The 21,145-nt window shown below is 75.5% G+C and carries 21 protein-coding genes; 13 read left to right on the forward strand and 8 right to left on the reverse strand.

Annotated elements, in window-relative coordinates; genetic code table 11:
* Positions 1–203: 203 nt before the first annotated feature.
* Positions 204–1,607: an MFS transporter gene (locus tag LWC35_RS08125; protein WP_232869382.1), complete on the forward strand. Its 1,404-nt coding sequence runs from the start codon at positions 204–206 to the stop codon at positions 1,605–1,607.
* 113 nt (positions 1,608–1,720) lie between these two features.
* Here the strand turns inward: LWC35_RS08125 and LWC35_RS08130 are convergent, their stop codons facing one another.
* The gene (locus LWC35_RS08130; protein WP_232869384.1) at positions 1,721–2,884 is read right to left on the reverse strand and encodes a glucuronyl esterase domain-containing protein; all 1,164 of its coding nucleotides are present in this window, start codon (positions 2,882–2,884) and stop codon (positions 1,721–1,723) included.
* Between the two features lie 408 nt (positions 2,885–3,292).
* Complete coding sequence (locus tag LWC35_RS08135; protein ID WP_232869385.1) at positions 3,293–4,186, reverse strand: MIP/aquaporin family protein; 894 nt, start codon at positions 4,184–4,186, stop codon at positions 3,293–3,295.
* Positions 4,187–4,642: 456 nt separating this feature from the next.
* On the opposite strand from LWC35_RS08135, the gene LWC35_RS08140 reads away from it, so the two are divergent.
* Complete coding sequence (locus LWC35_RS08140; RefSeq protein WP_232869387.1) at positions 4,643–6,397, forward strand: helix-turn-helix domain-containing protein; 1,755 nt, start codon at positions 4,643–4,645, stop codon at positions 6,395–6,397.
* A gap of 162 nt (positions 6,398–6,559) precedes the next feature.
* On the forward strand, positions 6,560–6,853 hold the full coding sequence (locus tag LWC35_RS08145; protein WP_232869389.1) for a hypothetical protein: 294 nt from the start codon (positions 6,560–6,562) through the stop codon (positions 6,851–6,853).
* A 21-nt stretch (positions 6,854–6,874) separates the two neighbouring features.
* Here LWC35_RS08145 and LWC35_RS08150 read toward each other — a convergent pair whose 3' ends face one another.
* Entirely contained in the window at positions 6,875–8,260 is a 1,386-nt protein-coding gene (locus tag LWC35_RS08150; RefSeq protein ID WP_232869391.1) for a GAF domain-containing protein, read from the reverse strand.
* Positions 8,261–8,391: 131 nt separating this feature from the next.
* The gene (locus LWC35_RS08155; protein WP_232869393.1) at positions 8,392–9,705 is read right to left on the reverse strand and encodes a hypothetical protein; all 1,314 of its coding nucleotides are present in this window, start codon (positions 9,703–9,705) and stop codon (positions 8,392–8,394) included.
* 386 nt (positions 9,706–10,091) lie between these two features.
* Between LWC35_RS08155 and LWC35_RS08160 the strand changes: the two genes are divergently transcribed.
* From LWC35_RS08160 to LWC35_RS08170, 4 genes are all read left to right on the forward strand, one after another.
* Positions 10,092–10,304 (forward strand): hypothetical protein, encoded by a 213-nt coding sequence (locus tag LWC35_RS08160; RefSeq protein ID WP_232869395.1) that lies wholly within the window; start codon positions 10,092–10,094, stop codon positions 10,302–10,304.
* A 72-nt stretch (positions 10,305–10,376) separates the two neighbouring features.
* A complete protein-coding gene (locus LWC35_RS39065) occupies positions 10,377–10,511 on the forward strand; it encodes a hypothetical protein (protein ID WP_269803791.1) in 135 nt (44 codons plus the stop codon).
* Entirely contained in the window at positions 10,495–11,004 is a 510-nt protein-coding gene (locus tag LWC35_RS08165; RefSeq protein ID WP_232869397.1) for a MarR family winged helix-turn-helix transcriptional regulator, read from the forward strand. Before LWC35_RS39065 ends, LWC35_RS08165 begins: the two co-directional genes overlap by 17 nt.
* Before the next feature lie 128 nt (positions 11,005–11,132).
* Complete coding sequence (locus LWC35_RS08170) at positions 11,133–11,555, forward strand: hypothetical protein (protein ID WP_232869399.1); 423 nt, start codon at positions 11,133–11,135, stop codon at positions 11,553–11,555.
* A gap of 102 nt (positions 11,556–11,657) precedes the next feature.
* Here the strand turns inward: LWC35_RS08170 and fmdA are convergent, their stop codons facing one another.
* From fmdA to LWC35_RS08185, 3 genes are all read right to left on the reverse strand, one after another.
* Positions 11,658–12,911 carry a formamidase gene (gene fmdA, locus LWC35_RS08175; protein ID WP_232869400.1) on the reverse strand — a complete coding sequence of 418 codons (1,254 nt, stop codon included), beginning with the start codon at positions 12,909–12,911 and terminating at the stop codon, positions 11,658–11,660.
* 39 nt (positions 12,912–12,950) lie between these two features.
* Positions 12,951–13,604, reverse strand: a complete 654-nt coding sequence (locus LWC35_RS08180) for an AmiS/UreI family transporter (protein ID WP_232869402.1) — start codon at positions 13,602–13,604, stop codon at positions 12,951–12,953.
* A gap of 86 nt (positions 13,605–13,690) precedes the next feature.
* The gene (locus LWC35_RS08185) at positions 13,691–13,972 is read right to left on the reverse strand and encodes an FmdB family zinc ribbon protein (protein WP_232869404.1); all 282 of its coding nucleotides are present in this window, start codon (positions 13,970–13,972) and stop codon (positions 13,691–13,693) included.
* 214 nt (positions 13,973–14,186) lie between these two features.
* Here LWC35_RS08185 and ligD point away from each other — a divergent pair, with 214 nt between their 5' ends.
* Positions 14,187–16,238, forward strand: a complete 2,052-nt coding sequence (gene ligD / locus LWC35_RS08190) for a DNA ligase D (protein ID WP_232869406.1) — start codon at positions 14,187–14,189, stop codon at positions 16,236–16,238.
* 15 nt (positions 16,239–16,253) lie between these two features.
* Here the strand turns inward: ligD and LWC35_RS08195 are convergent, their stop codons facing one another.
* The gene (locus LWC35_RS08195) at positions 16,254–17,153 is read right to left on the reverse strand and encodes an aldo/keto reductase (protein WP_232869408.1); all 900 of its coding nucleotides are present in this window, start codon (positions 17,151–17,153) and stop codon (positions 16,254–16,256) included.
* A 180-nt stretch (positions 17,154–17,333) separates the two neighbouring features.
* Here LWC35_RS08195 and LWC35_RS08200 point away from each other — a divergent pair, with 180 nt between their 5' ends.
* From LWC35_RS08200 to msrA, 5 genes are all read left to right on the forward strand, one after another.
* Positions 17,334–17,981, forward strand: a complete 648-nt coding sequence (locus tag LWC35_RS08200; protein ID WP_232869410.1) for a HemK2/MTQ2 family protein methyltransferase — start codon at positions 17,334–17,336, stop codon at positions 17,979–17,981.
* Positions 17,974–18,183: a CDGSH iron-sulfur domain-containing protein gene (locus tag LWC35_RS08205; RefSeq protein WP_232869419.1), complete on the forward strand. Its 210-nt coding sequence runs from the start codon at positions 17,974–17,976 to the stop codon at positions 18,181–18,183. Before LWC35_RS08200 ends, LWC35_RS08205 begins: the two co-directional genes overlap by 8 nt.
* Entirely contained in the window at positions 18,180–19,208 is a 1,029-nt protein-coding gene (locus LWC35_RS08210; RefSeq protein ID WP_232869421.1) for an iron-containing redox enzyme family protein, read from the forward strand. Before LWC35_RS08205 ends, LWC35_RS08210 begins: the two co-directional genes overlap by 4 nt.
* Before the next feature lie 388 nt (positions 19,209–19,596).
* Positions 19,597–20,511 carry an NADP-dependent oxidoreductase gene (locus LWC35_RS08215; RefSeq protein ID WP_232869423.1) on the forward strand — a complete coding sequence of 305 codons (915 nt, stop codon included), beginning with the start codon at positions 19,597–19,599 and terminating at the stop codon, positions 20,509–20,511.
* Between the two features lie 100 nt (positions 20,512–20,611).
* A complete protein-coding gene (gene msrA, locus LWC35_RS08220) occupies positions 20,612–21,127 on the forward strand; it encodes a peptide-methionine (S)-S-oxide reductase MsrA (protein WP_232869425.1) in 516 nt (171 codons plus the stop codon).
* Positions 21,128–21,145: the final 18 nt, after the last annotated feature.

The raw sequence follows: 21,145 nt of genomic DNA on the forward strand, positions 1-21,145 counted from the left end.
GTGCAGGACCTTCGGCTGCGCGACCGGGGTGACGCCGTGCAGGGCGCTGCCGCCTCCGCGCGCGTCCGCCTCGCGGCGCGCTGGTCCGACGACCCGCGCCCCGTCGCCTCCTGGAACCTCGAGTGGCGGTGATCGTGAACCGACAGGGCCCAGGCGGCGCGGCCGAGGCCCCACCCGCCTACCCACGCCCACCCAAGAGCCTCATGACGAGCCCCGTCGAGCTGTCCGACCGCCTGGACCGCCTGCCGATGGGCAGGTTCCACCGTCGGGTGCTGGTCGCTCTGGCCGTGGCATTCGTCTTCGAGTTCGGCGACCTCAACACCTTCGCCTACGTGGCGCCGGCGCTGCAGCAGCACCTGCACCTGACGGTGGCCGACATCGCCTTCGTCACCTCCGCCTCCTTCCTCGGCATGTTCCTCGGCGCGGTCGGCGGGGGTCGTTTCGCCGACGCCGTCGGCCGCCGGCGCGCGCTGTTCCTGTCGGTGATCTTCTTCTCGGCCAGCTCGCTGCTGAACGCGCTGGTCTCGACCGTGCCGGCCCTCGCCGTGGCGCGGCTGCTCACCGGCATCGGGCTCTCGGCGATGGCCGTCGCCGCGACCGCCTACCTCTGCGAGGTCATGCCGGCGCGGCTGCGCGGCCGGATGCAGTCCGCCGTGATGGCCATCGGGCTGGTCGGCATCCCGGTCATGTCCTTCGCCGCACGCGCGATCATCCCGCTCGGCCCCGACACGTGGCGCTGGGTCTTCGTCTTCGGCGCCCTGGGGCTGCTCGCCCTGCCGCTGATCGCCCGGCTGCCGGAGAGCCCCCGGTGGCTGCACCGGCACGGCCGGCCCGAGCAGGCCGCCGTCGCGCTCGACCGGATCGAGAAGGTCACCGCCGTCGATCCCGGCGCCCTGCCGGCGCTCTCGCAGGTTCCCCCGTGCGCCTCGCACCCGCCGAACGGGTCGCGCGTCGGCTACCGGGCCCTGTTCCGCGGACCCCTCGGGCGCCGCACCCTGATGCTCGCGGTCGTCTGGGTCTTCCAGACCCTCGGGTTCTACGGCTTCGTGGCCTGGGTGCCCACCCTGCTCGCCGCGCACGGTTTCGACCTGGTGCACAGCCTGACCTTCTCGGCGCTGACCACCCTGGGCGCAGTGCCCGGCGCGCTGCTGGCCTGGCCGCTGTCCGACCGCTTCGGTCGCAAGACGCCCATCGCGCTGATGGCCGTCGGCATCGCCGCCTGCGGCCTGGCCTACGGTCTGACGTTCGACCCGGTGGCGATCGTCGTGTTCGGTTTCCTGGTCAACGCGCTCATGCAGACCTTCGCCGCCCTGCTCTACGCCTACACCCCGGAGCTGTTCCCCACCGAGCTGCGCAGCTCCGGCAACGGCCTGGTCTACGGCGTCGGTCGGCTGTCCAACATCCTCGGGCCGATGATCGTCGCCGCCGTCTTCGGCACCTTCGGCTACAGCCCGGTCTTCGTCTACGTCGCCGGCTGCTGGGCCGTCGTCGCCCTCGCCATCGCCCTGTTCGGCCCACGGACCGGCAACCAGCAACTGGAGAACCTCCACGGCACGGAACCCGTCCCGCCGAGCCCGCCGACCGCGGCGACCCCGGCAGCCGGCTGACGTGCCCCGACGGGAACCCGGCCCGGCTCACCCGGGTCGAATCCCGTCGTCCCGACGGTCGGCGGAGGCCGGTGTCCTCGACGGAGACACCGGCCTTCGTCGTTCTCAGGAGGTCAGCTGGCTCCGCCCGCGCCGCCGCCCTCGCGGGAGAACAGGTCGCCGTTCAGGTAGACGTCCCAGTCCTCCGCGGTGAGGCCGTGCCCGCCCGACCGCAGGTGGTAGCTCATCGCCGGGCCCCGGAAACCCTGGTCCGTGGGCGGCGGCCAGGTCGCCGAGGACAGCCCGGTGTCACCCAGCCCGTAGAGCTCGTACACCGGCGCCGCGGCGAGGTAGGAGAGGAACTCGCCCTCGGGGTCGGCGTTCGCGTCGTCCGTGGCGCTCGCGACGACGATCCGCCGCGGGGCCACGAGCGCCAGCAGCTCGTGCTGGTCGACCGGCAGGGAGTCCACGCGGTCGCCGTAGGCCTTGTACGACTGGGGGAACCAGTGCGGGAACGAGGCGTTGACGCGGGCGACGGTCTCGGCGCCGACGCCGCCGTCGCCGCGCCGCGCGAGCTTGGTACCGGTCGAGCCGGAGTCGTTCGTGATGACGGTCGCGAACCGGGTGTCCTGCGCGCCGGCCCACAACGCCGCCTTGCCGCTGCGCGAGTGGCCGACGACCGCGACCTTCGTGGGGTCGATGTCGGGATCGGTCTGGAGGTAGTCCATGGCCCGGCTCGCGCCCCACGCCCACGCGCTGATGGTCCGGCCCGCGTTGTCGGGCAGCTCCTGCCCCGACGGGTGGAACAGGTCGATCATCTTGCTGCGGTAGCTGCCGCTGTCGTCGGGGGCGATCTCGCCGGCGTCGAAGGTCGCGAACGCGTAGCCGGCCTTCGTGATCGTCGAGACCGGCGCGTAGCCGGACGTCTGGCCGGGATCGTCCCCGACCTGGCCCCGGTGGTCGATCAACAGGAACGTGCCCCGCGGTGTGCCGCCGGACCTCGGGACGAACAGGTTCACGTCGAAGCTGCCGGTCCCCTGGGGGCCGGTGACGGTGATCGTGATCTTCTTGCGCGTGACGCCGGGGAAGTCGGTCGGGGTCACCGCGAAGGTCTGCGTGGTCGGCGCGGGCAGGCTCTGGCCGTAGACGTTCTGCCGGAAGTCGGCCAGCAGCTCGGCGCGGCGCGCGTTCTCCCACTCCGCCGCGGTGGTCACGGCGGTGCCGTCGTTCAACCGCAACGGGTTCGGATAGCTCTCGCCGTCGATCGTCACGGTCTTCTCCGCCTGCGTCGCGGCCACCGTCCGGACGGGGAGCGGCTCCGTGCGCACCGTCGCGCCGCCGGCGGCACACATCGCCACGACGACACACAGGGATGTCGCGTGCCTGGTCACGGTGTGCAGTCGGTCGCCCAGGCTGCGCGATCGGCTCGGAGTACGCACAGGGCGGAATCTACGCAGTGTCGATCACGTCGCAACTACTCTCGGCTCATCTCCGTCGGTCGGATGACGAAGTCCTCCCTCGGATGGGTGTGCGGCCGTCCCGCCCGGCGTCCCCCTCCGCTCCAGGTCGAGAGAGGCGGCGGCCGCGCGCCGGTTGGTCACGCCGGTTCCCGGGGCACCGCGCAGACGTGGTGGTCGACTTCGTCGCGGTGGGTGAGGACGAGGAGCGCCGGCAGCTCGGCGATCCGCGCCCCGCCGGCACCAGGCTCACCGGGCGTCGGACGGACCCTGGCGGCCGAGACCGAGGGTGCCCTGCGCCGCGGCGGTCCCGCTCCGGCCGCCACCGCGCCCGCGCAGGACGTACGCGAAGCCGACCGCGACGAGCCCGCCCGCGACCGGCCCGACGACGTACGCCCACCACGCGGTCCAGTCGCCCACCAGCATCGCCGGCCCGAGCGACCGCGCCGGGTTCATCGAGGCCCCGCTCACCGGCGACCCCCACAGCCCGGCGAGGGCGATGTAGCCGCCCACGCCGATGGCGGCGAGCGGCCCGATCTGCTGCGCGCCCGACGCCGTCCCGAGGATCACGCTCACCAGACCCGTCGTCAGGACGAGCTCCCAGAGCATCGCGACGGTCGGCGACACGTCGGGTCCGGGCAGCGTCAGGCCGGCGGTGCCTTGGCGGCCGATCAGCGCCCAGAGCAGCAGGGTGGCGAGGACGGCGCCGAGGAACTGCGCCACCACGTAGGCCGGCACGCGCTTCCACGGGAAGTCGCCGCGCGCGGCGAACGCGATGCTCACCGCCGGGTTGAGGTGCGCGCCGGACACGGTGCCCATGAACAGGATGACCGCGGCGACCATCAGGGCCGGCGCCACCACCTGCGCGCCGTGGGGCACGGCGTCGGCGCCGAACCGGGCGGCCACCATCCCGCCGCCGACGGCGACGAGGACCAGGAAGAACGTGCCCAGCACCTCGGAGAACAGCCGCCGCCCCTCGTAGCGGTCGTTCCAGAAGTCGAACTCGCGCGTCACCGAGTTCGGCCGGCCCATGGACCGCAACGCAGCCGCGGCGTGCCGCGCCTCCTCCCCGGTCTCCGGGATCGTCGGCTCCGGCGCCGAGGGGCCCCGGGTCGCCGGCCTGTCCGTGGGCTGCTGCGTCATCGGCCGACGGTCCCGACGCCGCCCCGCGCCCGCCTCACCCCACCGGGATGAGGGCGCTCACCTCGGCAGCTCCTCCGCCCCCAGGTCGAGGGCGTGGATGCGCCGCCCCTGCGGTTCGTCCCGGGCCGAGGGCCCGGGAAACCCGGGGCCGGGTCGAGGGCCGGGGACACGGAGGGGCGCCCGTCGGTCGAAGGGCGTCTCGACCGACCGGCGCCTACCTGGCTGCCTGGCGAGCATCTCGAAGAACACCACCTCCTGACCGCTACCGGTGGTCCCGGCGGCGCCGGGCGATGGGACAAGCGTGTCTCCGACGGCCTCGGCGCGGAACCGGCCTCGCAACGCCAAACCGCCCCGCGGCCCTGGGCCTGCCGGGACGGGGCGCGGGCGCCGCCGGACCCCGCGCATGGATCGCCCGCTCCGGGGTACGTGGACCTGCTGCGATGCCGAGGAGGGGCGATGGCGGGCTGTCGTACCGACCGGGCGTTGCTCGAGGAGAACGCGAACCTGCGCCGCCTGATCGCCCTCTCCTCGGCCATGGCGGAGCTGCTCGACGAGGGCGAGATCGTCGACCGCGCGATGGCCGCGGTCGCGAGCCTCACGCCCTGCAGCCCGGTGGCCGCGCTCGTCGGTGCCGGGCAGTCGGACGGTGCCGGGCGGTCGGACGTCCGCACGCCCGACGGGCGGGGTGTCGACCGGCCGGAGCTCGCGGCCCGCCTGGCCGCGCTCGGCGACGCGGACGGCGACGTCGCCGGCGTCGTGGGCACGCGGTGGGCCACCGCGTACGCGCTGCGGGCCGTGGACGCCCACGCCGGACACCTCGTGGTCGCGTGCGGGCACGCGCCGCACCAGGAGCACCGGGTGGTGCTGCGGCTCCTCGTGCAGCAGACGAACCTGGCCCTGGGCACCGCACGGCTGCACGGTCGCGAGCGCGCCGCCGCCCGGGAGATGAAGCGGGTCAACGCGTCGCTGGAGGAGGCCAACGGCCGCCTGACCGCTGCCGTCGTCGACCTGCAACGACGCCGGCAGGCCCACGAGCGGCTGGCCGGTGCGGTGGCCGCGGAGACGGGGGAGGCGGGCATCGCGGCCGAGGTCCACCGGCTGACCGGCCTGCCCGTCGCCGTCGAGGACGCCGCCGGCGGGCTGCGGGCGTGGGCCGGGCCCGGCCGGCCCGAGCGTCCCCGGCCCGACCTGTTCGACCGCGCCGCCCGCCGGCGCCGCACGGCCCTGCTGGCGGAGGCCAGCCGCAGCCCCGCACCGGTCCGCGACCGGGACCGGCTGGTGGCCGTGGCCCGGCCGCGCGACGAGGTGCTGGGCGTGCTCGCGCTCGTCGACCCCGGGGGCCGGGCGGGGGAGTACGAGGCCTTCGTCCTGCAGCACGGCGCGCTGATGCTCACCGTCGAGCTCAGCCACCAGCGCAACCTGGTCGAGTCCGAGCTGCGGCTGCGCCGCGACCTCGTCGACGACCTGCTCGCCGGCACCGACGTCGCCGGGGCACGGTCGCGGGCCGAGGCGCTCGGCCACGACCTCACGAGCCCGCACCGGGTGCTCGTGCTGCGCTGGCCGGCGGAGGAGGGCCTCGTGCGTGCCGTGGAACAGGCCAGCAGGGCCGCGCTGGGCGCGACGCCGCTGCTCGCCCGCCGTCCGGACGGCATCGTCCTGGTCGCTCCGGAGCCCGACCAGCCGGACGGGCGGAGTCCCTGGGAGGCGCTGCACCGTGCCGTGACCGACCGGCTGCCGGGCGTGGCCGGGAGCCCGGGCGCCATCGGCGTCGGCGCGGTGTGCCACGAGCCGGCCGGCCTCGCGCGCTCGTTCCTGGAGGCCCGGCGCGCCCTCACGGTGCGCCTCGGCTGCGGGCGGCCGGCGGGGGTGACCCGCTACGAGGACCTCGGCGTCTACCGCGTCCTCACCGTCGACGGCGACGACGGCGAGGTCCGCGGGTACGTGCGGGAGTGGCTCGGCCCCCTCCTCGACTACGACTCGACGAACGGGGCGGAGCTGGTCCGCACCGTGTGGCAGTACCTCGAGCAGGGCGGCAACTACGACGCCACCGCCCGCGCCCTCCTGATCCACCGGAGCACGCTGCGGTACCGGCTCCGGCGGATCCGGGAGATCAGCGGACTCGACCTCGGCGCCGTGGACACCCGGCTGAACCTGCACGTGGCCGCGCGCGCCTGGCACCTGCTCCAGGGCGAGGTGTCCCGGACCGTGTGACCCCGGTGTGATGGCCGGGCCACGGATCCGGCGGACGGGCGTGCCCGGGTACCGGCGGAGGGTCCGCCCGGCCCTGTCGGGCGGGCCGGTGGTCCCTGTCGTGGCCCCGCCGGGTCGGTCAGGCTTCCGCTCTCGCCGCACCGGGCGGCGGAAGGAGGAGTGATGCACGAGGTGTCCGAGCCCGTCCGTTCCAGAGGGGTCGCCGCCGAACGGGCCGCCCTGCTCGTCCGGCTGTGCCTGGACCTGGACCGGCAGGGCGCGCCGCCGACCATCCGGCTCGCCGCCCTGGACCAGGCGTGGGCCGCCGTCGCGACCGTGCCCCCCGGGCGGATCCGGGACCGGCTCACCACCGTGTGCGAGATCCTCGCCGAGCTGCACCGCGACGACACCGCCGAGGCGGTGCGGGCCGCGATCGTCCGGGCCCGGGCGGCGCTGGACACGTCCGCCGCCGGTTGACGGGCCGCCGGCTGACGGGTCTCAGCCTGCGCGGGGGTCGTGCGGGCGGCCGAGGTCGAACACGCTGGACCCGATGCCGCGGGCGACGCGGTCGAGGCGGTCGGCCTGGGCCAGCAGCCTGGCGCGGTGCGCCGGCGAGGTCAGGCTGCCGGCGAGGCCGGTGAGGTCGGTTGCCACTGCGAGGAGCTCGGTGATCACCGAGGTGTTGAGGTCGTCGGCGATCCGGTCGCGGTCGTCGAGCCGGCGGCGCAGCTCCTGCTCCACCCGTACGCGGGCGTAGGCGGCGACCAGCCCGGCGTGCCCGGCCAGCGAGACGACGGCGTCTAGGTCCTCCCGGCGGTACGGGGGCCGGCCGCGGCGCCGGCACACCGCGAGCGCGCCCCGCGGGGCCCCGGCGGACGTCAGCGGCGCCACGAGCACGGGCCCGACGTCCAGCCGGCCCAGCGGCACACCGGCCAGCCGCGGGTCCCCGCGTGCGTCGGCGGTCGCCACCGCGTTCCCGGCCATGAGCGCCCGGCCCGCGGCGCTGTCCTGGCCGCGCAGCCGGGTGTTCTCCACCGCCGTGAGCGGCTCGCCCTCGGCCACGGCCACCAGGAACTCGCCCGCCCCCTCGGCCGGCACCAGCAGGGCGGCGGCGTCGCTGTCGCTCAGGTCGCGCAGGGTCGTGACGAGCCCCTCCAGCACCTCGGCGGGCTCCTCGCCGGCGAGCAGGTCCGTCGCGACCTGCGTGGACGCGGCCTGCCACGCCTGCCGGCGCCGCGTCTCGGCGAACAGCATGGCGTTCTCGATCGCCACCGCGGCCGAGGTCGCGAGGGCCTGGAGCAGCTCCTCGTCGTCGGCGCTGAAGCTGCCGCCGGCCTGGTGGTCGGTGAGGTAGAGATTGCCGAACACCTCGTCGCGGACCCGGATCGGAACACCCAAGAAGCTCGTCATCGGAGGATGCCCGGGCGGGAACCCGGCGGAGCGCGGGTCGTCGTGCAGGGAGGCGAGCCGGACCGGGTGGGGGTCCTCGATCAACGCGCCGAGCAGGCCCTCGCCCCGCGGTGGCCGGCCGATCGCCCGGACCTCCTCCTCGGACATGCCCTCATGCAGGAACTCGACGAGACGGCCGTCGGCGCCGAGGAGGCCGAGCGCCGCGTAGCGGGCCCCGACCAGCGCGCGGGCCTCGGTCACGACGCGCCGCAGCACGACCGGGAGCTCCAGGTCGGCGCCGACCGCCCGGTGGGCCCGGAGCAGGCCGCGCAGCCGGCCCTGGCTGGCCATGACCTCCTCGGCCCGGTCGACGATCTGCTCGAGCAGCTGGTCGAGCTCGAGCCGGGGCACGTCCACGAACCCCAGGTCGGCATCCGGGTCGTCGTCGCCCGGCCCCCCGAGGCCTTCGCCGTTCTGCGGCCGCGTCTGCACCACCGGCCGTCACCACCCGTCGCGTCGAGGGGCTCCCACCGACCGCTCGGGGGACACGGCCCGTGCGGCGAGACGTTCCACTATGGGCCCGGTGACGGGCGCTGTCCAGGAGATTTCGGGCGACACACGGGGTGTCAGGACCAGCGGTCGGCGTCCGAATGGTCGTCACTGTCGGTGTCGTCGTGCCCGTACCCGTCGCCTCCGGTGTCGTGCCGGTCCCCGTCGCGGTACTGCTGCCCGTCCCCGTCGCCGTTTCCGTCGCCGTGCCCGTCGTCGTTTCCGTCGTCGTGCCGGTCCTCGTGCCCGCCGTGCTCGTCCCAGGTGTCCTCGACGGCCTGCCCGGCCGGCGCGGCGTCGAGCGGGCGGGGCCGCGGCCGGGGAGCCTGCGCCCCGTGCACCGAGGCCCGGACGACGCGGCCCGCCTGGGCCTGCGCGCCCGCCGCGGCCGCGGACGGGACCGGGACCATCACGGCCGGCGCGGGCAGCACCGTCGCGTTCCGCAGGCCGCCGGACGATCCGGGGGTCTGGCCGGCCGCGGCGGCGGGGGCGGCCGGTGCCTCGGCGACCCCGCCCGGGCCGAGCGTGGGCTTGCCGACCAGCACCGCGACGGCGGCGCCCAGCAGCGCGACCACCGCGATCCGGCGGTGCGCCGTGGGTCGTGGACGCGCGGGCCCGGCCTCCTCGACCCGTCCGGGCTCCCCGCCCCGCCCGAACCCGTCGCCCCGCCGGAGCTCGTCGATCCGCCGGGACTCGCGGGCCAGCCCGGCGGCGAGCTCACGGGCGGACGGCCGGACGACGGCGTCGGCGGCCGAGGCGCGGGCCAGCAGCGCCGCGACCCCGGCCGGCACCCCGGGTGCGGTCCGGCGCCGCGGACCTGCGCCGGGGCGCGCGAGGCAGTGCCCGAGCAACCGGCCGAGCTGCGCGACGTCCCCGGCCGCCCGCGCGGCGAACGCGGGGGTGCCGAACGCGGCCTCGGGCGGCCGGTGGACGCGGCCGAGCAGGTGTGCGTCCCCGGTCCGGTCGAACCGCACGGCCCCGGCGCGTACCGCCCCGTGCACCACGCCGTGGGCGTGCAGGTAGGCCAGGGCGTCGGCCAGCCGGGCGCCGGCGGCCAGGACGGCGGGCACCGACAGCGTGCGCCGGGTGGCGCGGTCGGCGAGCGACGGGCCGTCGACGAACTGCAGGACGAGGAAGGGGCCGTCCACGCAGGTCCCGACGTCGTAGAGCGCCGCCAGGCCCGCATGGTGCAGCCCGGCGACGGCGGGACCCGCCGGAGCGGGCTCCAGGATCTCGACGACGACGGGGCGGCACAGGACGTCGTCCCACCCGCGGTAGCGACGGTGGCCGCGACCGTGGCCCAGCCGGGCCTCGAGCCGGTACCGGTCCGGCAGGCCCGCCGGACGCTCCGGCCGCCTCGGCGGCCGCACGACGTCGTCGGTCGTGGCCACGCGCCTACCCCCCGTCGGCAGCCGGCCACCGCGCGGACGCGCGCGTGGTGGCCGTGCCGGTCGCGGTCCCCGGACGCCGTGCGACCCCGCCGGCTCGTGCCGGACGGTGCCGACGGCGCCCCCGTCGGATCCCGCGTACCCCGATGTCCCCCGGACTACCCCGCCCCGTGCGGCGCACAGCGTGGCGTACCGCACGGTTTCGGGGCAGGGCCGAAAGTCATGCCCGTTCGGGCCGGGGCACCGGCGCCCACCGGCCCGCCACCGGCGGGTCGGCTCCGCGACCGGTCGAGCGGCGTGGTCGGCGGTTCCGGGACGTCCGGCCCTGGTGTGTGCGGCCCGGGCCCGGGACCCTCACGCGGCCCGCCCGGCGACCACAGGAGGCCCCGATGCCGTCCGCACCGCACTCCGCGCCCGCCCCGGGCGGCGGGCCCAGGTCCGGCCACCGGCACACGACCCGCTGCTACTGGGACGTCCAGGGCTGCGGCTGGCACTGCCCGCGCCCGGCCGCCGGGCCCGCGGCGCCTTCGGCGCTCGACGCCGTGGAACCGGCCGCGCCCGCACCGTCCGTCGCCACCCCGTCCGTCGCCGCCCGGGCCTGACACCGGCGAGGCCGCCCGCCCGCCGGGGCGGTGCCCGCCGCCGACCGCCCGCGACACCGCGAGGAGGACGCCGTGGTCCTGTCGGTCGAGGTCGTCGAGCCCGGTGGGCCGGGCGACCGCGGCTCCCGCGCGCCCGACGGCGGTGTCGCGCCGCTCGTCGACGCCCGGCGCACCATCCTGGTGGGCGCGGGTGCCGCCGCGCGGTGAGGACGCCGTCCGGACGCTGGCGGAACGGGTGCGCGAGCTCGTCGTCGCCACGGACGACTACCGGCGGACGATGGCGCAGGCCGCCGGCGTCGGCGTGAACGAGGCCACGACCCTGGGGGAGCTGCTGCACCGTGGCCCGCTGCCGCCGTCGGCGATCGCCCGGCGCCTGGGCATCGCCTCGGCCAGCGTGACCTCCCTGCTGGACCGGCTGACGGTCGCCGGTTTCGTCGAGCGGCACCCCAACCCCGTGGACCGGCGCAGCGTGCTCGTCGTGCTCACGCCCGGCGGCCGGGCGACTATCCGCGCCATGTTCGACCTGTTCACCGATGACGTCGAGCAGGCCGTCCGGGCGGCGGAGCCCCGTCACGTGGCCGAGTTCGCCCGGTCCCTGACGCGGATGGTGGCCGCGCTCCAGGCGCGCGCGACCGACCGTGCGAGCCTCGAGGCGGAGCTCGCGCGCCGCACCCGGGGCGCCGGCGAGAACCGGAGTTGACGGCGAAGACGGTACTTCTCGCACACCGAACATCTCGGCGGGGAGTTGCGCCGTCCGGCGGTGGCTCGTCGGCGGCGCCGGAGGGTGGGATCGGACGACCCCGACGGCGAGTACCACGGCGGTGACCCGTGCCCGACGAGCGCTCCGACGACTCCTCCGACCACACCGACCGCATCGACCACACCGGCGGCCCGCCCCCGACCGCCCGCCCGCATCCGCCCGGTCCCGCGCACCGGGCGGAGGACCCCCTCGACCGGCCGAGCCGGCGGCGCGCCACGATGCCGGCCGACCAGCGCGTCCTGCTGCGGCGGGCCGCCCTGCTGGCCCCCGAACGCTACCCGGGCCCGGTCGGTGAGCTGCTGGAGCGCGAGCTGCTGCTCTGGGAGGACTTCGGGCACCGCTTCGGCGCCCACGCCCTCGTCTCGCGGCTGATCGCGCAGATCCTCGATCCGGCGGCCACCGTCACGCGTGACCCGGGCGAGCACGCCGCGGCCGCGCCCGGCGTGGAGCCCACCGCCCCGGCGCCCGCCGACGACGGCACCGCGGCCTGAGCCCGCGAACCGGACCGGGGCTGCGCACCCCGGCCGGCGCGGCTCCGGCCCACCCCGCCCGTGCCGACCCGGGCGGGGTGGGACGCCCGGGCCGGCTTGCGGTCAGGCGCGCGCCACCGGCACACCGGCACCCGGGTCGACCCGGGCCGGCTCGCCCTTGCCGGGGCGTACCTCGAAGTCGAAGATCTCCGTCGGGAGGTAGACCGTCGAGCACGAGTTCGGGATGTCGACCACCCCGGAAAGCCGGCCCTCGATCGGCGCCGCACCCAGGATCATGTACGCCTGGATGTCGGAGTAGCCGAACTTCTGCAGGTAGTCGATCGCGTGCAGGCAGGCCCGCTGGTACGACAGGTGCGAGTCGAGGTAGCGCTGCTCGCCACCGAGCGTCACCGAGGTGCCGGAGAAGGCCAGCCACTCGCTGTACTGCGGGTCCGTGCGGCCCGGCATGAACAGCGCGTTCTCGGACACGCCGAAGGTGTCCATCCCGCCCTTGATCACGTCGACACCCAGGTCCATGAACCCGCCCATCTCGATGGCGCCGCAGAAGGTGATCTCGCCGTCGCCCTGGGAGAAGTGCAGGTCGCCCATGGACAGGTTGGCGCCGTCGACGAACACCGGGTAGAAGATCCGCGAGCCCTTGGTCAGGTTCTTGATGTCCTGGTTGCCGCCGTTCTCGCGCGGCGGGGCGGTGCGGGCGGCCTCGCGGGCGACGCGGTCGAAGTCGTCGCCGCTCAGTGCGCCGAGGATCGCCGAGTCCGGCAACGGCGGGAGCGCCAGCGGCGGCACCCGGTCCGGGTCGGTGTCGATCAGGGCCTGCTCGCGGGCGTTCCACTTGCGGAGCAGGTCGTGCGACGGCGCCGTGCCCATCAGGCCGGGGTGGACGATCCCGACGAAGGACACGCCCGGGACGTGCCGGGAGGTGGCCACGCCGCCGCGGAAGTCCCAGATCACCTTGTAGGCGTCGGGGAACTGCTCGGTGAGGAAGCCGCCGCCGTTGCGGGTGGCGAACACGCCGGTGTAGCCCCAGCCCTGGCCGGCGAGCGGACCGGAGTCCTCCTGCGGGATCGGGCCGACGTCGAGGATGTCGACGATCAGCAGGTCGCCGGGTTCGGCGCCCTCGACCGAGATCGGGCCGCTGAGGACGTGCACGCTCGGCAGCGGGGCGTTGAGGATGTCGTCGGCGGAGTCGTTGTTGTGGATGGCCCCGTCGAACCACTCCCGGCAGTGGACCCGGAAGGAGTCGCCCGGCTTGACCCGCACCAGCGCGGGGATGTCCGGGTGCCAGCGGTTGTGGCCGACGATCCGCTGCTCGGTGAACCTCTTCATCGAGTCCAGGGGGAAGACGACCTCAGGCATGGTGGTACCTCGATTCGTGTGCCGGCGTACGGATCCGGATCAGGGGGAGACGGGGGCGCCGCGGTCCTGCGGCGTGCGCTCCGTCGGTGGGGTGGTGTCGGCGCTCGGCCGGGTCATGCGCGGGTAGAGCAGGCCGAAGACCACGACGCCGAACACCGCGAGCCCGATGGCCGTGCGCGCGTCGGCGTACCGCCACCAGCCGTTGAGCAGGAAGAACGCGGGGATCGCGGCGGTGATCCAACCCTCGATCACGGCCACCATCCCGGTGTAGCGCCCGATCCTGCCGACCTCGCGGCCCAGCAGTATGTAGAACAGCGCCCAGAGGAAGGCCCAGAAGAGCCAGATGACGCCGAACACGGGGTCACCGAGCTTGACGAAGTTCAGCACGGAGTACCCGACGGCGGCGATCGCGACGAACAGGGAGAAGTAGCCGAGGCCGGTGCCGTCGAGCCCGCCCCAGAGGTTGCACGCCACGTAGAGGTAGGTGAAACCGAACAGGTACAGGCCGGACGCGTTGAGCACGATCGTCGGGTCGCCCGCCGCCGTGAAGATCAGGTACGTCGGCGTGACCACCTGGAGCAGGCCGACGAAGAGGTTCAGGGGTGCCGCCGACTTGGCCTCGACCCAGCCGAGCAACATCGCGCCGTTCAGGAAGAGCACCGCTCCGACGTACAACAGGCCGACGCTGGCCATGGGATCTCCTTCCGGGCAGGGCGGGCCGCTCCCGGTCCGGTCGGGTTCTCCCGGCCGGCCGCGCGGCGGAGTGCCCGCCGGGCGGTTCAGGGGCGCGGCAGGCGCCGCTGCGCCGGGGTGGGCGTGACCGTGCGGCGGCCGGGTCTGCCGGGCACACGGGTGACCACCTCCGGCTCCGTGCGGCTGCGCTCCGCCCGGTCGATCGCCCCCACGGCCGCCGGCGGTGCGAGGGAGACCATCGGCGCGGTCCAGACCCGGCGCATCGGCAGGCCGCACACGGGGCACGGCGCCACGGCCGGCGCCGCGCCGAAACCGCGGCGGACGTCGACGGTGCCGTGCTCCTCGCACCGGAACGAGTACGTGGTCACGAGGTGTTGCCCCTTCCCGCTCGGCGGGTCGTCGAGCGTTCCAGCCCTTCCGTCCGGCGCATCCGGGCGGAGGGCCCGGCACGGGCGGGTCGTTGGTCCCTGGGCCTCCCGTCGCGGACGGGGTGCCCGCGCGCCCCGTCCGCGACGGCGACAGCGGGCCCCGACCGGGTGGTCCTCAGTGGCCGCCCGGCCGGGGAGTGGGCAGGGTGGTGCCGTGCCGACCTCCCGCCCGCGCGGCGACGACGAGCTGCGCCCCATGCTGGCCACTGCCGGGAGGCCGCCTGCGGACCCGGGCTGGGCCGTGGAGTTCAAGTGGGACGGCGTGCGGGCGCTCGTGGTCGTCGAGGACGGCGACGTGCGCTTCGTGAGCCGCAACGGCAACGACGTCACCGGCGGCTACCCCGAGCTGGTCGCGGCGGTGCCGACCGACCGGGACCTGGTGCTCGACGGCGAGATCGTGGCCCTCGACGTCGGGGGCCGGCCGGACTTCGGGCTGCTGCAGCACCGCATGCACGTGCGGACCCCGCCGGCCACGCTGCTCGACGCCGTCCCGGTCGAGCTCTACCTGTTCGACGTGCTCCGGATCGACGGCGAGTGGTTGCTCCACGAGCCCTACGACGAGCGCCGCACGCGGCTCGAGGGCCTCGGCGCGGCGGAGTGGCGCCGGGTTTCGGTGCCGCCCTCGTTCACCGACGTCCCGCCGGCCGAGGTGCTCGAGGTGGCGCGCGCGCACCGGTTGGAGGGGATCGTCGCCAAGCGGCGCACCTCGCGGTACGAACCGGGGCGGCGCGCGGCGGCGTGGGTGAAGACGGCCCTGTTCCACGGGCAGGAGGTGGTGCTCGGCGGGTGGACGCCCGGCCGCGGCAACCGCGGCTCCACCCTCGGTTCGCTGCTGCTGGGCGCGCACGACGCCGACGGTCGGCTGCGGTACGTGGGCAACGTCGGCACCGGGTTCACCGAGGCCGCCCTGCGCGCACTGCTGGACCGGATGGGCCCGCTGCGCCGGGCGGCCAGCCCGTTCGACGAGCCCGTCCCGCGCGACCAGGCCCGCGGTGTCACCTGGATCGAACCGATCCTGGTCGGCGAGGTCGAGTACCGCACCCTGACCCACGACGGCCGGCTGCGGCACTCGGTGTGGCGGGGCCTGCGCCCGGACCGGGAGCCGACGGAGGTGGTGCTGCCCGCCCTGTCCGGCGGAGCGGCCCCTGCGGCGGACCTGAAGACCGACCCGGACGCGGACCCGGACGCGGGCCCGGGCGGCGTCCCGCCGGCCCGCACCCGGGAACGCACCCCGCCCGCCCCTCCGGACGACGCTGCCGCCGGCACGGTGACCTCGGAGGAGCTCGCCGCCCTCGACCTGCTGCGCCGCCGGGGCACCTGGGAGGTCGGGGGCCGCGAGCTGGCGCTGACCAACCTGGACAAGGTGCTGTTCCCCGGGGAACGGGAGGAGCCGCTGACCAAGCGGGACGTGATCCGGCACTATGCCGTCGTCGCGCCGTACCTCGTGCCCTACCTGCGCGACCGGCCGGTCAACCTGCACCGCTACCCCGACGGTGTCGACCGGCCCGGGTTCTGGCAGAAGGAGGTCCCGTCGCACGCGCCGGAGTGGCTGCGGCGCTGGCGGAACCCGGAGGCCGAACCGGGGGAGACGCAGGTCTACGCGGTGGTCGACGCCGCCGCCGCGCTGGTGTGGATGGCCAACTACGGGGCCCTCGAGCTGCACCCGTGGACCTCCGCGCTCCCCGACGTCCACCGGCCGACCTGGGCGCTCATCGACATCGACCCGGGCACGAACAGCACCTTCGCCGACGTGCTGGTGCTGGCCCGGCTGTACCGCACCGCGCTCGACCACCTCGGCGTGCGGGCCGCGCCGAAGGTCACCGGCAAGCGCGGCGTGCAGATCTGGGTGCCGGTGTCGGACGGCTACACCTTCGCCGACACCCGGCGCTGGGTGGAGCGGCTGTCGAGGGCGGTGGGGCGTATGGTGCCCGAGCTGGTCACGTGGGAGTGGTACACCGACCGCCGCTCCGGACTGATCCGCCTCGACTACACCCAGAACGCGATCAACAAGACGCTCGTCGCCCCGTTCAGCATCCGCCCCGCGCCCGACGCGCCCGTGTCCGTGCCCCTCGAGTGGCACGAGCTCGACGACCCGGACCTGCGCCCGGACCGCTGGACCGTGCGCACCCTGCCGGACCGCCTCGCGGCGCACGGTGACCCGCTCCGCCCCCTGATCGGCGTCGAGCAGACCCTGCCGCCCTTGTAGACCGGCCGGGGCGGATCAGGTCAGGGCGTCGAGGGTCGCGAGGATCTCCGCGTCGAGGGTGAGGTCGCCCGCCGCGAGGTTGGCCTCGAGGTGGGCGAGGCTTGTGGTGCCCGGGATGAGCAGCGTGTGGGGGTCGTGCGCGAGCAACCAGGCAAGCCCGACCTGTGCGGGGGTGGCCCCCAGCGCGTCGGCGGCCGCGCGCACCGCCGGGTGGTCGGTCACCTTCGGCACGCCCGGGAAGGCAGACCCGAGCGGGAAGAACGGCACCCATGCCACGCCGTGCCGGCGGCAGAGCTCCCGCACGGGCTCGCTCGTGCGGTCGAGGACGTTGTAGGCGTTCTGCACGCAGGCGATCCCGGCGGGCAGGGCGGCGGCGAGCTGCTCCGCGTCGACGTTGCTCAGCCCGATCCCGCCGATCGCGCCGGCGTCGCGCAGCGCCACGAGCTCGGCCAGCTGGTCCGCCGGCGGGACGCGCTGGTCGCCCTCGGCGACGAGGCCGGGCGGTGCGTCGGCCCGACGGAGGTTCACGATCCCCAGCCGCTCCACGCCGAGCGCCCGCAGGTTCTCCTCGACCGCGGCGCGCAGCTGCTCGGGCCGCTGCGCGAGCACCAGGCCGGCGGGCGTGTGCACGGCGCCGACCTTCGTGGCCAGCACCAGCTCTTCCGGGTAGGGGTGCAACGCCCGGCGGAGCAGCGCGTTGGCCGCCCCGTCGCCGTAGAACTGCGCCGTGTCGACGTGGTCCACACCGGCCGCGACCGCGTGTCGCAGCAGGGCCACCGCCTCGGCCGGACCCGGTGCGGGCCGGCCGGACCGGTTCTCCGCGAGCTGCATGATCCCGAACCCGATCCGGGCGACGGACCGGTCGCCGAGCAGGGCGCGGCCGCCGGGAGAGGGGCGCGTCTCGGTGCGTGTCATCGTTCCTCCTCGATCCGGAGGTTCCTCCGGTAAGGGCACCGTAGCACAACTGGAGCATCCTCCGTTTCGTTGCCGATCGTGCCGCGCATACTCGCCGGACGGACGGGTAGCTCCCTTTTGTCGCCCACCACCCGCCCCCCGCCCCCGGCGACGGGGCCGACGACAGGCAGGACCCCCGACGTGATCCTCTTCTGCCCGCCCGGCGTCTACCGGGCCCAGTCCGACACCGAACTGCTCTCCGGCCGGCTCTCCCGGCACGCCGCCGGTCGTGACGTCCTGGACCTCGGCACCGGCACCGGCGCGCTGGCCCTGGCCGCCTGGCGCGAGGGCGCGGCGTCCGTGACCGCCGTCGACCTCTCCCGGCGCTGCGTCGCGGCGACCCGGGTGAACTGCCTTCTGCACGGGGCCTCCGTGCGCGTGCACCGCGGCGACCTCTTCGGGCCGGTCGGCGACCGCCGGTTCGGGATGATCGTGGCCAACCCGCCCTACGTGCCGTCGGAGAGCACCGTGCTGCCCCGGCACACACCGGGCCGCAGCTGGGACGCCGGACCCGACGGCCGCGCGATCCTGGACCGGATCTGCGACGGTGCCGCCGACCACCTCGAGCCCGACGGCGTGGTGCTGATCGTGCACTCGCAGGTCTGCGGCCCCGAGGCCACGGTCGAGCGGCTGGAGCGCACGGGCCTGGAGGCCGCCGTCGTCGAGCGTGCGCGGATCCCGTTCGGCCCGGTGATGCGCTCCCGCGCGGCGATGTTGGAGAAGCAGGGGCTGATCGAGCCGGGCGACCGGCTGGAGGAGCTGGTGGTCGTGGAGGCGCGTCGTGCCTGAGCCCGGACCCACCCGGGTCCTGCTCACCGAGGAGGGCCCCGCGCTCATCGCCGGCCCCGTCGAGCTGGAGCTGCCCGACGGCACCCGCGTCCGCTCCGACCGGGCCGTCACGGCCGTCTGCCACTGCCGGCGCAGCAGGCGCTACCCGATCTGCGACGCCAGCCACCGCCGCAAGGTGCGCCAGGAAGGACCCGACGCGTGACGGCGACCCTCGAACCGAGCTTCCTGCGGCAGGTGGCGGCGCCGCAGCTGCCCACGCCCCGCGGACCGCTGTCCGGGGCGGTGGTGGACGCGCTGCGCGGCGGCCCGCTCCGTGCCGTGGACGTGGCGGGTGCCGCGCCGTACGGCGACGACCTGCAGCTCGCCCTGCACTGCTGCTACGAGCTGCACTACAGGGGCTTCGCCGGCGTCGACGCCGAGCGCGAGTGGGACCCGGAGCTGCTGGGCCTGCGCCGCGACCTGGAACGGGTGTTCCTCGCCGCGTTGCGGGCCGACGTCGAGCCGGGTGACGACGTGCCGGCCGAGGTCGACGCGCTGCTCGTCGAGCCGGTCGGGCCGGGCGTGCGCGGGGTGTCGCACCACCTGCAGCGCGAGGGCACGCTCGCGCAGCTGCGCGAGTACGTGGCGCACCGCTCGATCTACCACCTCAAGGAGGCCGACCCGCAGGCCTGGGCGATCCCGCGGCTGAGCGGGGCGGCCAAGGCCGGGCTGGTCACCGTGGAGCACGACGAGTACGGCTCCGGGCGGCCGGAACGCATGCATGCGCTGCTGTTCGCCGAGATGATGACCGAGCTGGGCCTGTCCGACGCGTACGGCGCCTACGTCGAGCACGTGCCCGGCGAGACCCTGGCCGAGGTCAACCTGATGTCGCTGTGCGGGCTGCACCGCAGCCTGCGCGGGGCGTCCGTCGGGCAGTTCGCGATGGTGGAGCTGACGTCGTCGCCGGGGTCGGAGCGCCTGGTCCGCGGCATGCGTCGGCTGGGATGCGGTCCTGCCGCGATCCGGTTCTACGACGAGCACGTCGAGGCCGACGCGGTGCACGAGCAGGTCGTGCGGCGCGGGGTGCTCGCCCCGCTGCTGGAGGCGGAGCCGGAGCTGGCGGCCGACGTCGTGTTCGGGATCCGGGCGAGCCTGTTCCTGGGCGAGCGGTTGGGGGAGCGGCTGCTCGGCTGCTGGGACCGGGGGGAGACGAGCCTGCGGATGCCGCTGGCGGTAGATCACCCCTAGCCTCCGACGCGTGGCCGCACCCGATCCCGCCGTCCTGGCCGTCGACGACGCGTTCCGGGACGACGGCGCTCGGCCGGCGGAATGCCTGCGCGAACCGGTGCCGCGATCCCTCCGCTCTTCGGGTACGGCGCGCGCGGATCACAGCCGTTCGAGGCGATCGCCGAGCTGCCGCCGTACTCCCTGACCGGGGGGTGCTCGAGCCGCACGCGGGCGAGATCGCCGCGCTGGACGCGCCGCACCCGGCCGATCCGGGCGGTGGCGTCGCCGCGTGCGGACCTCCTCGCCGGCCTAGCCGCCCGCGGGCCGGGACCCGACACCCGGTCGTCGGCGAGGTCTGGGTCACTCTCCGGCGGGGTGCGATCATCGGGGCGCGGCGGAAGGAGAACCGATGCGGGCGTACGGCTTCACGGCGGTGGGCGGACCGGAGAACGAGGCGTTCCTCGAGGTGCCGGTCCCGGAGCCCGGTCCCGGTGAGCTGCGCGTGCGGGTGCGTGCGGCCGGGGTGAACCCGGGCGACTGGCGGCTGCGCGAGGGTTCCTACGGCACGGCCGGACCGGCGGTGCTCGGCCGGGAGGTCGCCGGCACCGTCACCGCGGTGGGCCCCGGGGTCGACGCGTTCGCCGAGGGCGACGAGGTCTTCGGCGGATGCCCCGGGATGGTCGGGGGCTGGGCCGAGGAGGCCCTGGTCACGGCCTCGTTCGCGGCACTCCGGCCGGAGGCCGTCCCGCCGGAGGTCGCGGCGGCGCTGCCGGTCGCGGCGGGGACGGCCTACGACGCGCTGGAGAACCTCGGGCTCACCCCGGGTTCCACGCTGCTGGTGAACGGCGCGGGCGGTGGTGTGGGCGTACCCGTCGTGCAGCTGGCCCGGGCCCGCGGGCTGCGCGTGGTCGGGACCGCGAGCCCGGCCAAGCGGGACCTCGTCGCGGGGCTCGGTGCCACGCCCGTGGCCTACGGCGACGGCGTGCTCGACCGGATCCGCGAGGCGGCGCCGCAGGGCGTCGACGCGGTGTTCGACCTGGTCGGCGGCGAGGCCCTGCGCACCGTCGCCACGTTGCTGACCGACCGTCGCAACCTGTTGTCGGTCGCGGACAAGCCGCTGGTCAAGGAGCTCGGCGGGCGCGACGTGGAGCGCGACCGCAGCACGGCGGTGCTCAACGCACTCGTGCAGCTGGTCGCGGAGGGCGCGCTCGACCCGCACGTCACGCGCGTGCTGCCGCTCGACGAGGCGGGGGCCGCGCTCGCGGAGGTGGAGGCCGGGCACGCGCAGGGCAAGGTCGTGCTGGTGACGGCGCCGAGCGCCTGAGCTGAGCCGGCGCCATCGCCGGGGCCGCCCGGGTGCGGGACTATCGGGCGAGACCGAACCGTTGACGAGCGTGGGACTGCGCGACGAGAAGGGAGCAGTGATGAGCCGCTACGAGAAGGCGATCCTGGCAGGGGGCTGCTTCTGGGGCATGCAGGACCTCATCCGCAAGCGGCCGGGCGTGGTGTCCACCCGCGTCGGCTACACGGGTGGGGACGTCCCGAACGCCACCTACCGCAACCACGGCACACACGCCGAGGGCATAGAGATCGTGTTCGACCCGGAGAAGACGAGCTACCGCGAGCTGCTGGAGTTCTTCTTCCAGATCCACGACCCGACCACGAAGAACCGGCAGGGCAACGACATCGGCATGTCGTACCGCTCCGCAATCTACTACACCGACGACGAGCAGAAGCGCGTCGCCGAGGACACGATCGCCGACGTCGACGCCTCCGGGCTCTGGCCGGGCAAGGTCGTGACCGAGGTCGAGCCGGCCGGGGACTTCTGGGAGGCCGAGCCCGAGCACCAGGACTACCTGGAGCGCATCCCGTGGGGCTACACCTGCCACTTCCCGCGCCCCGACTGGGTGCTGCCGAAGCGGGCCGAGTCGAAGGCCTGATCCGCGTCGCGCGGCGCT

Origin of the sequence: Pseudonocardia kujensis (assembly GCF_021283305.1) — a bacterium.
Classification (GTDB): domain Bacteria; phylum Actinomycetota; class Actinomycetes; order Mycobacteriales; family Pseudonocardiaceae; genus Pseudonocardia; species Pseudonocardia kujensis.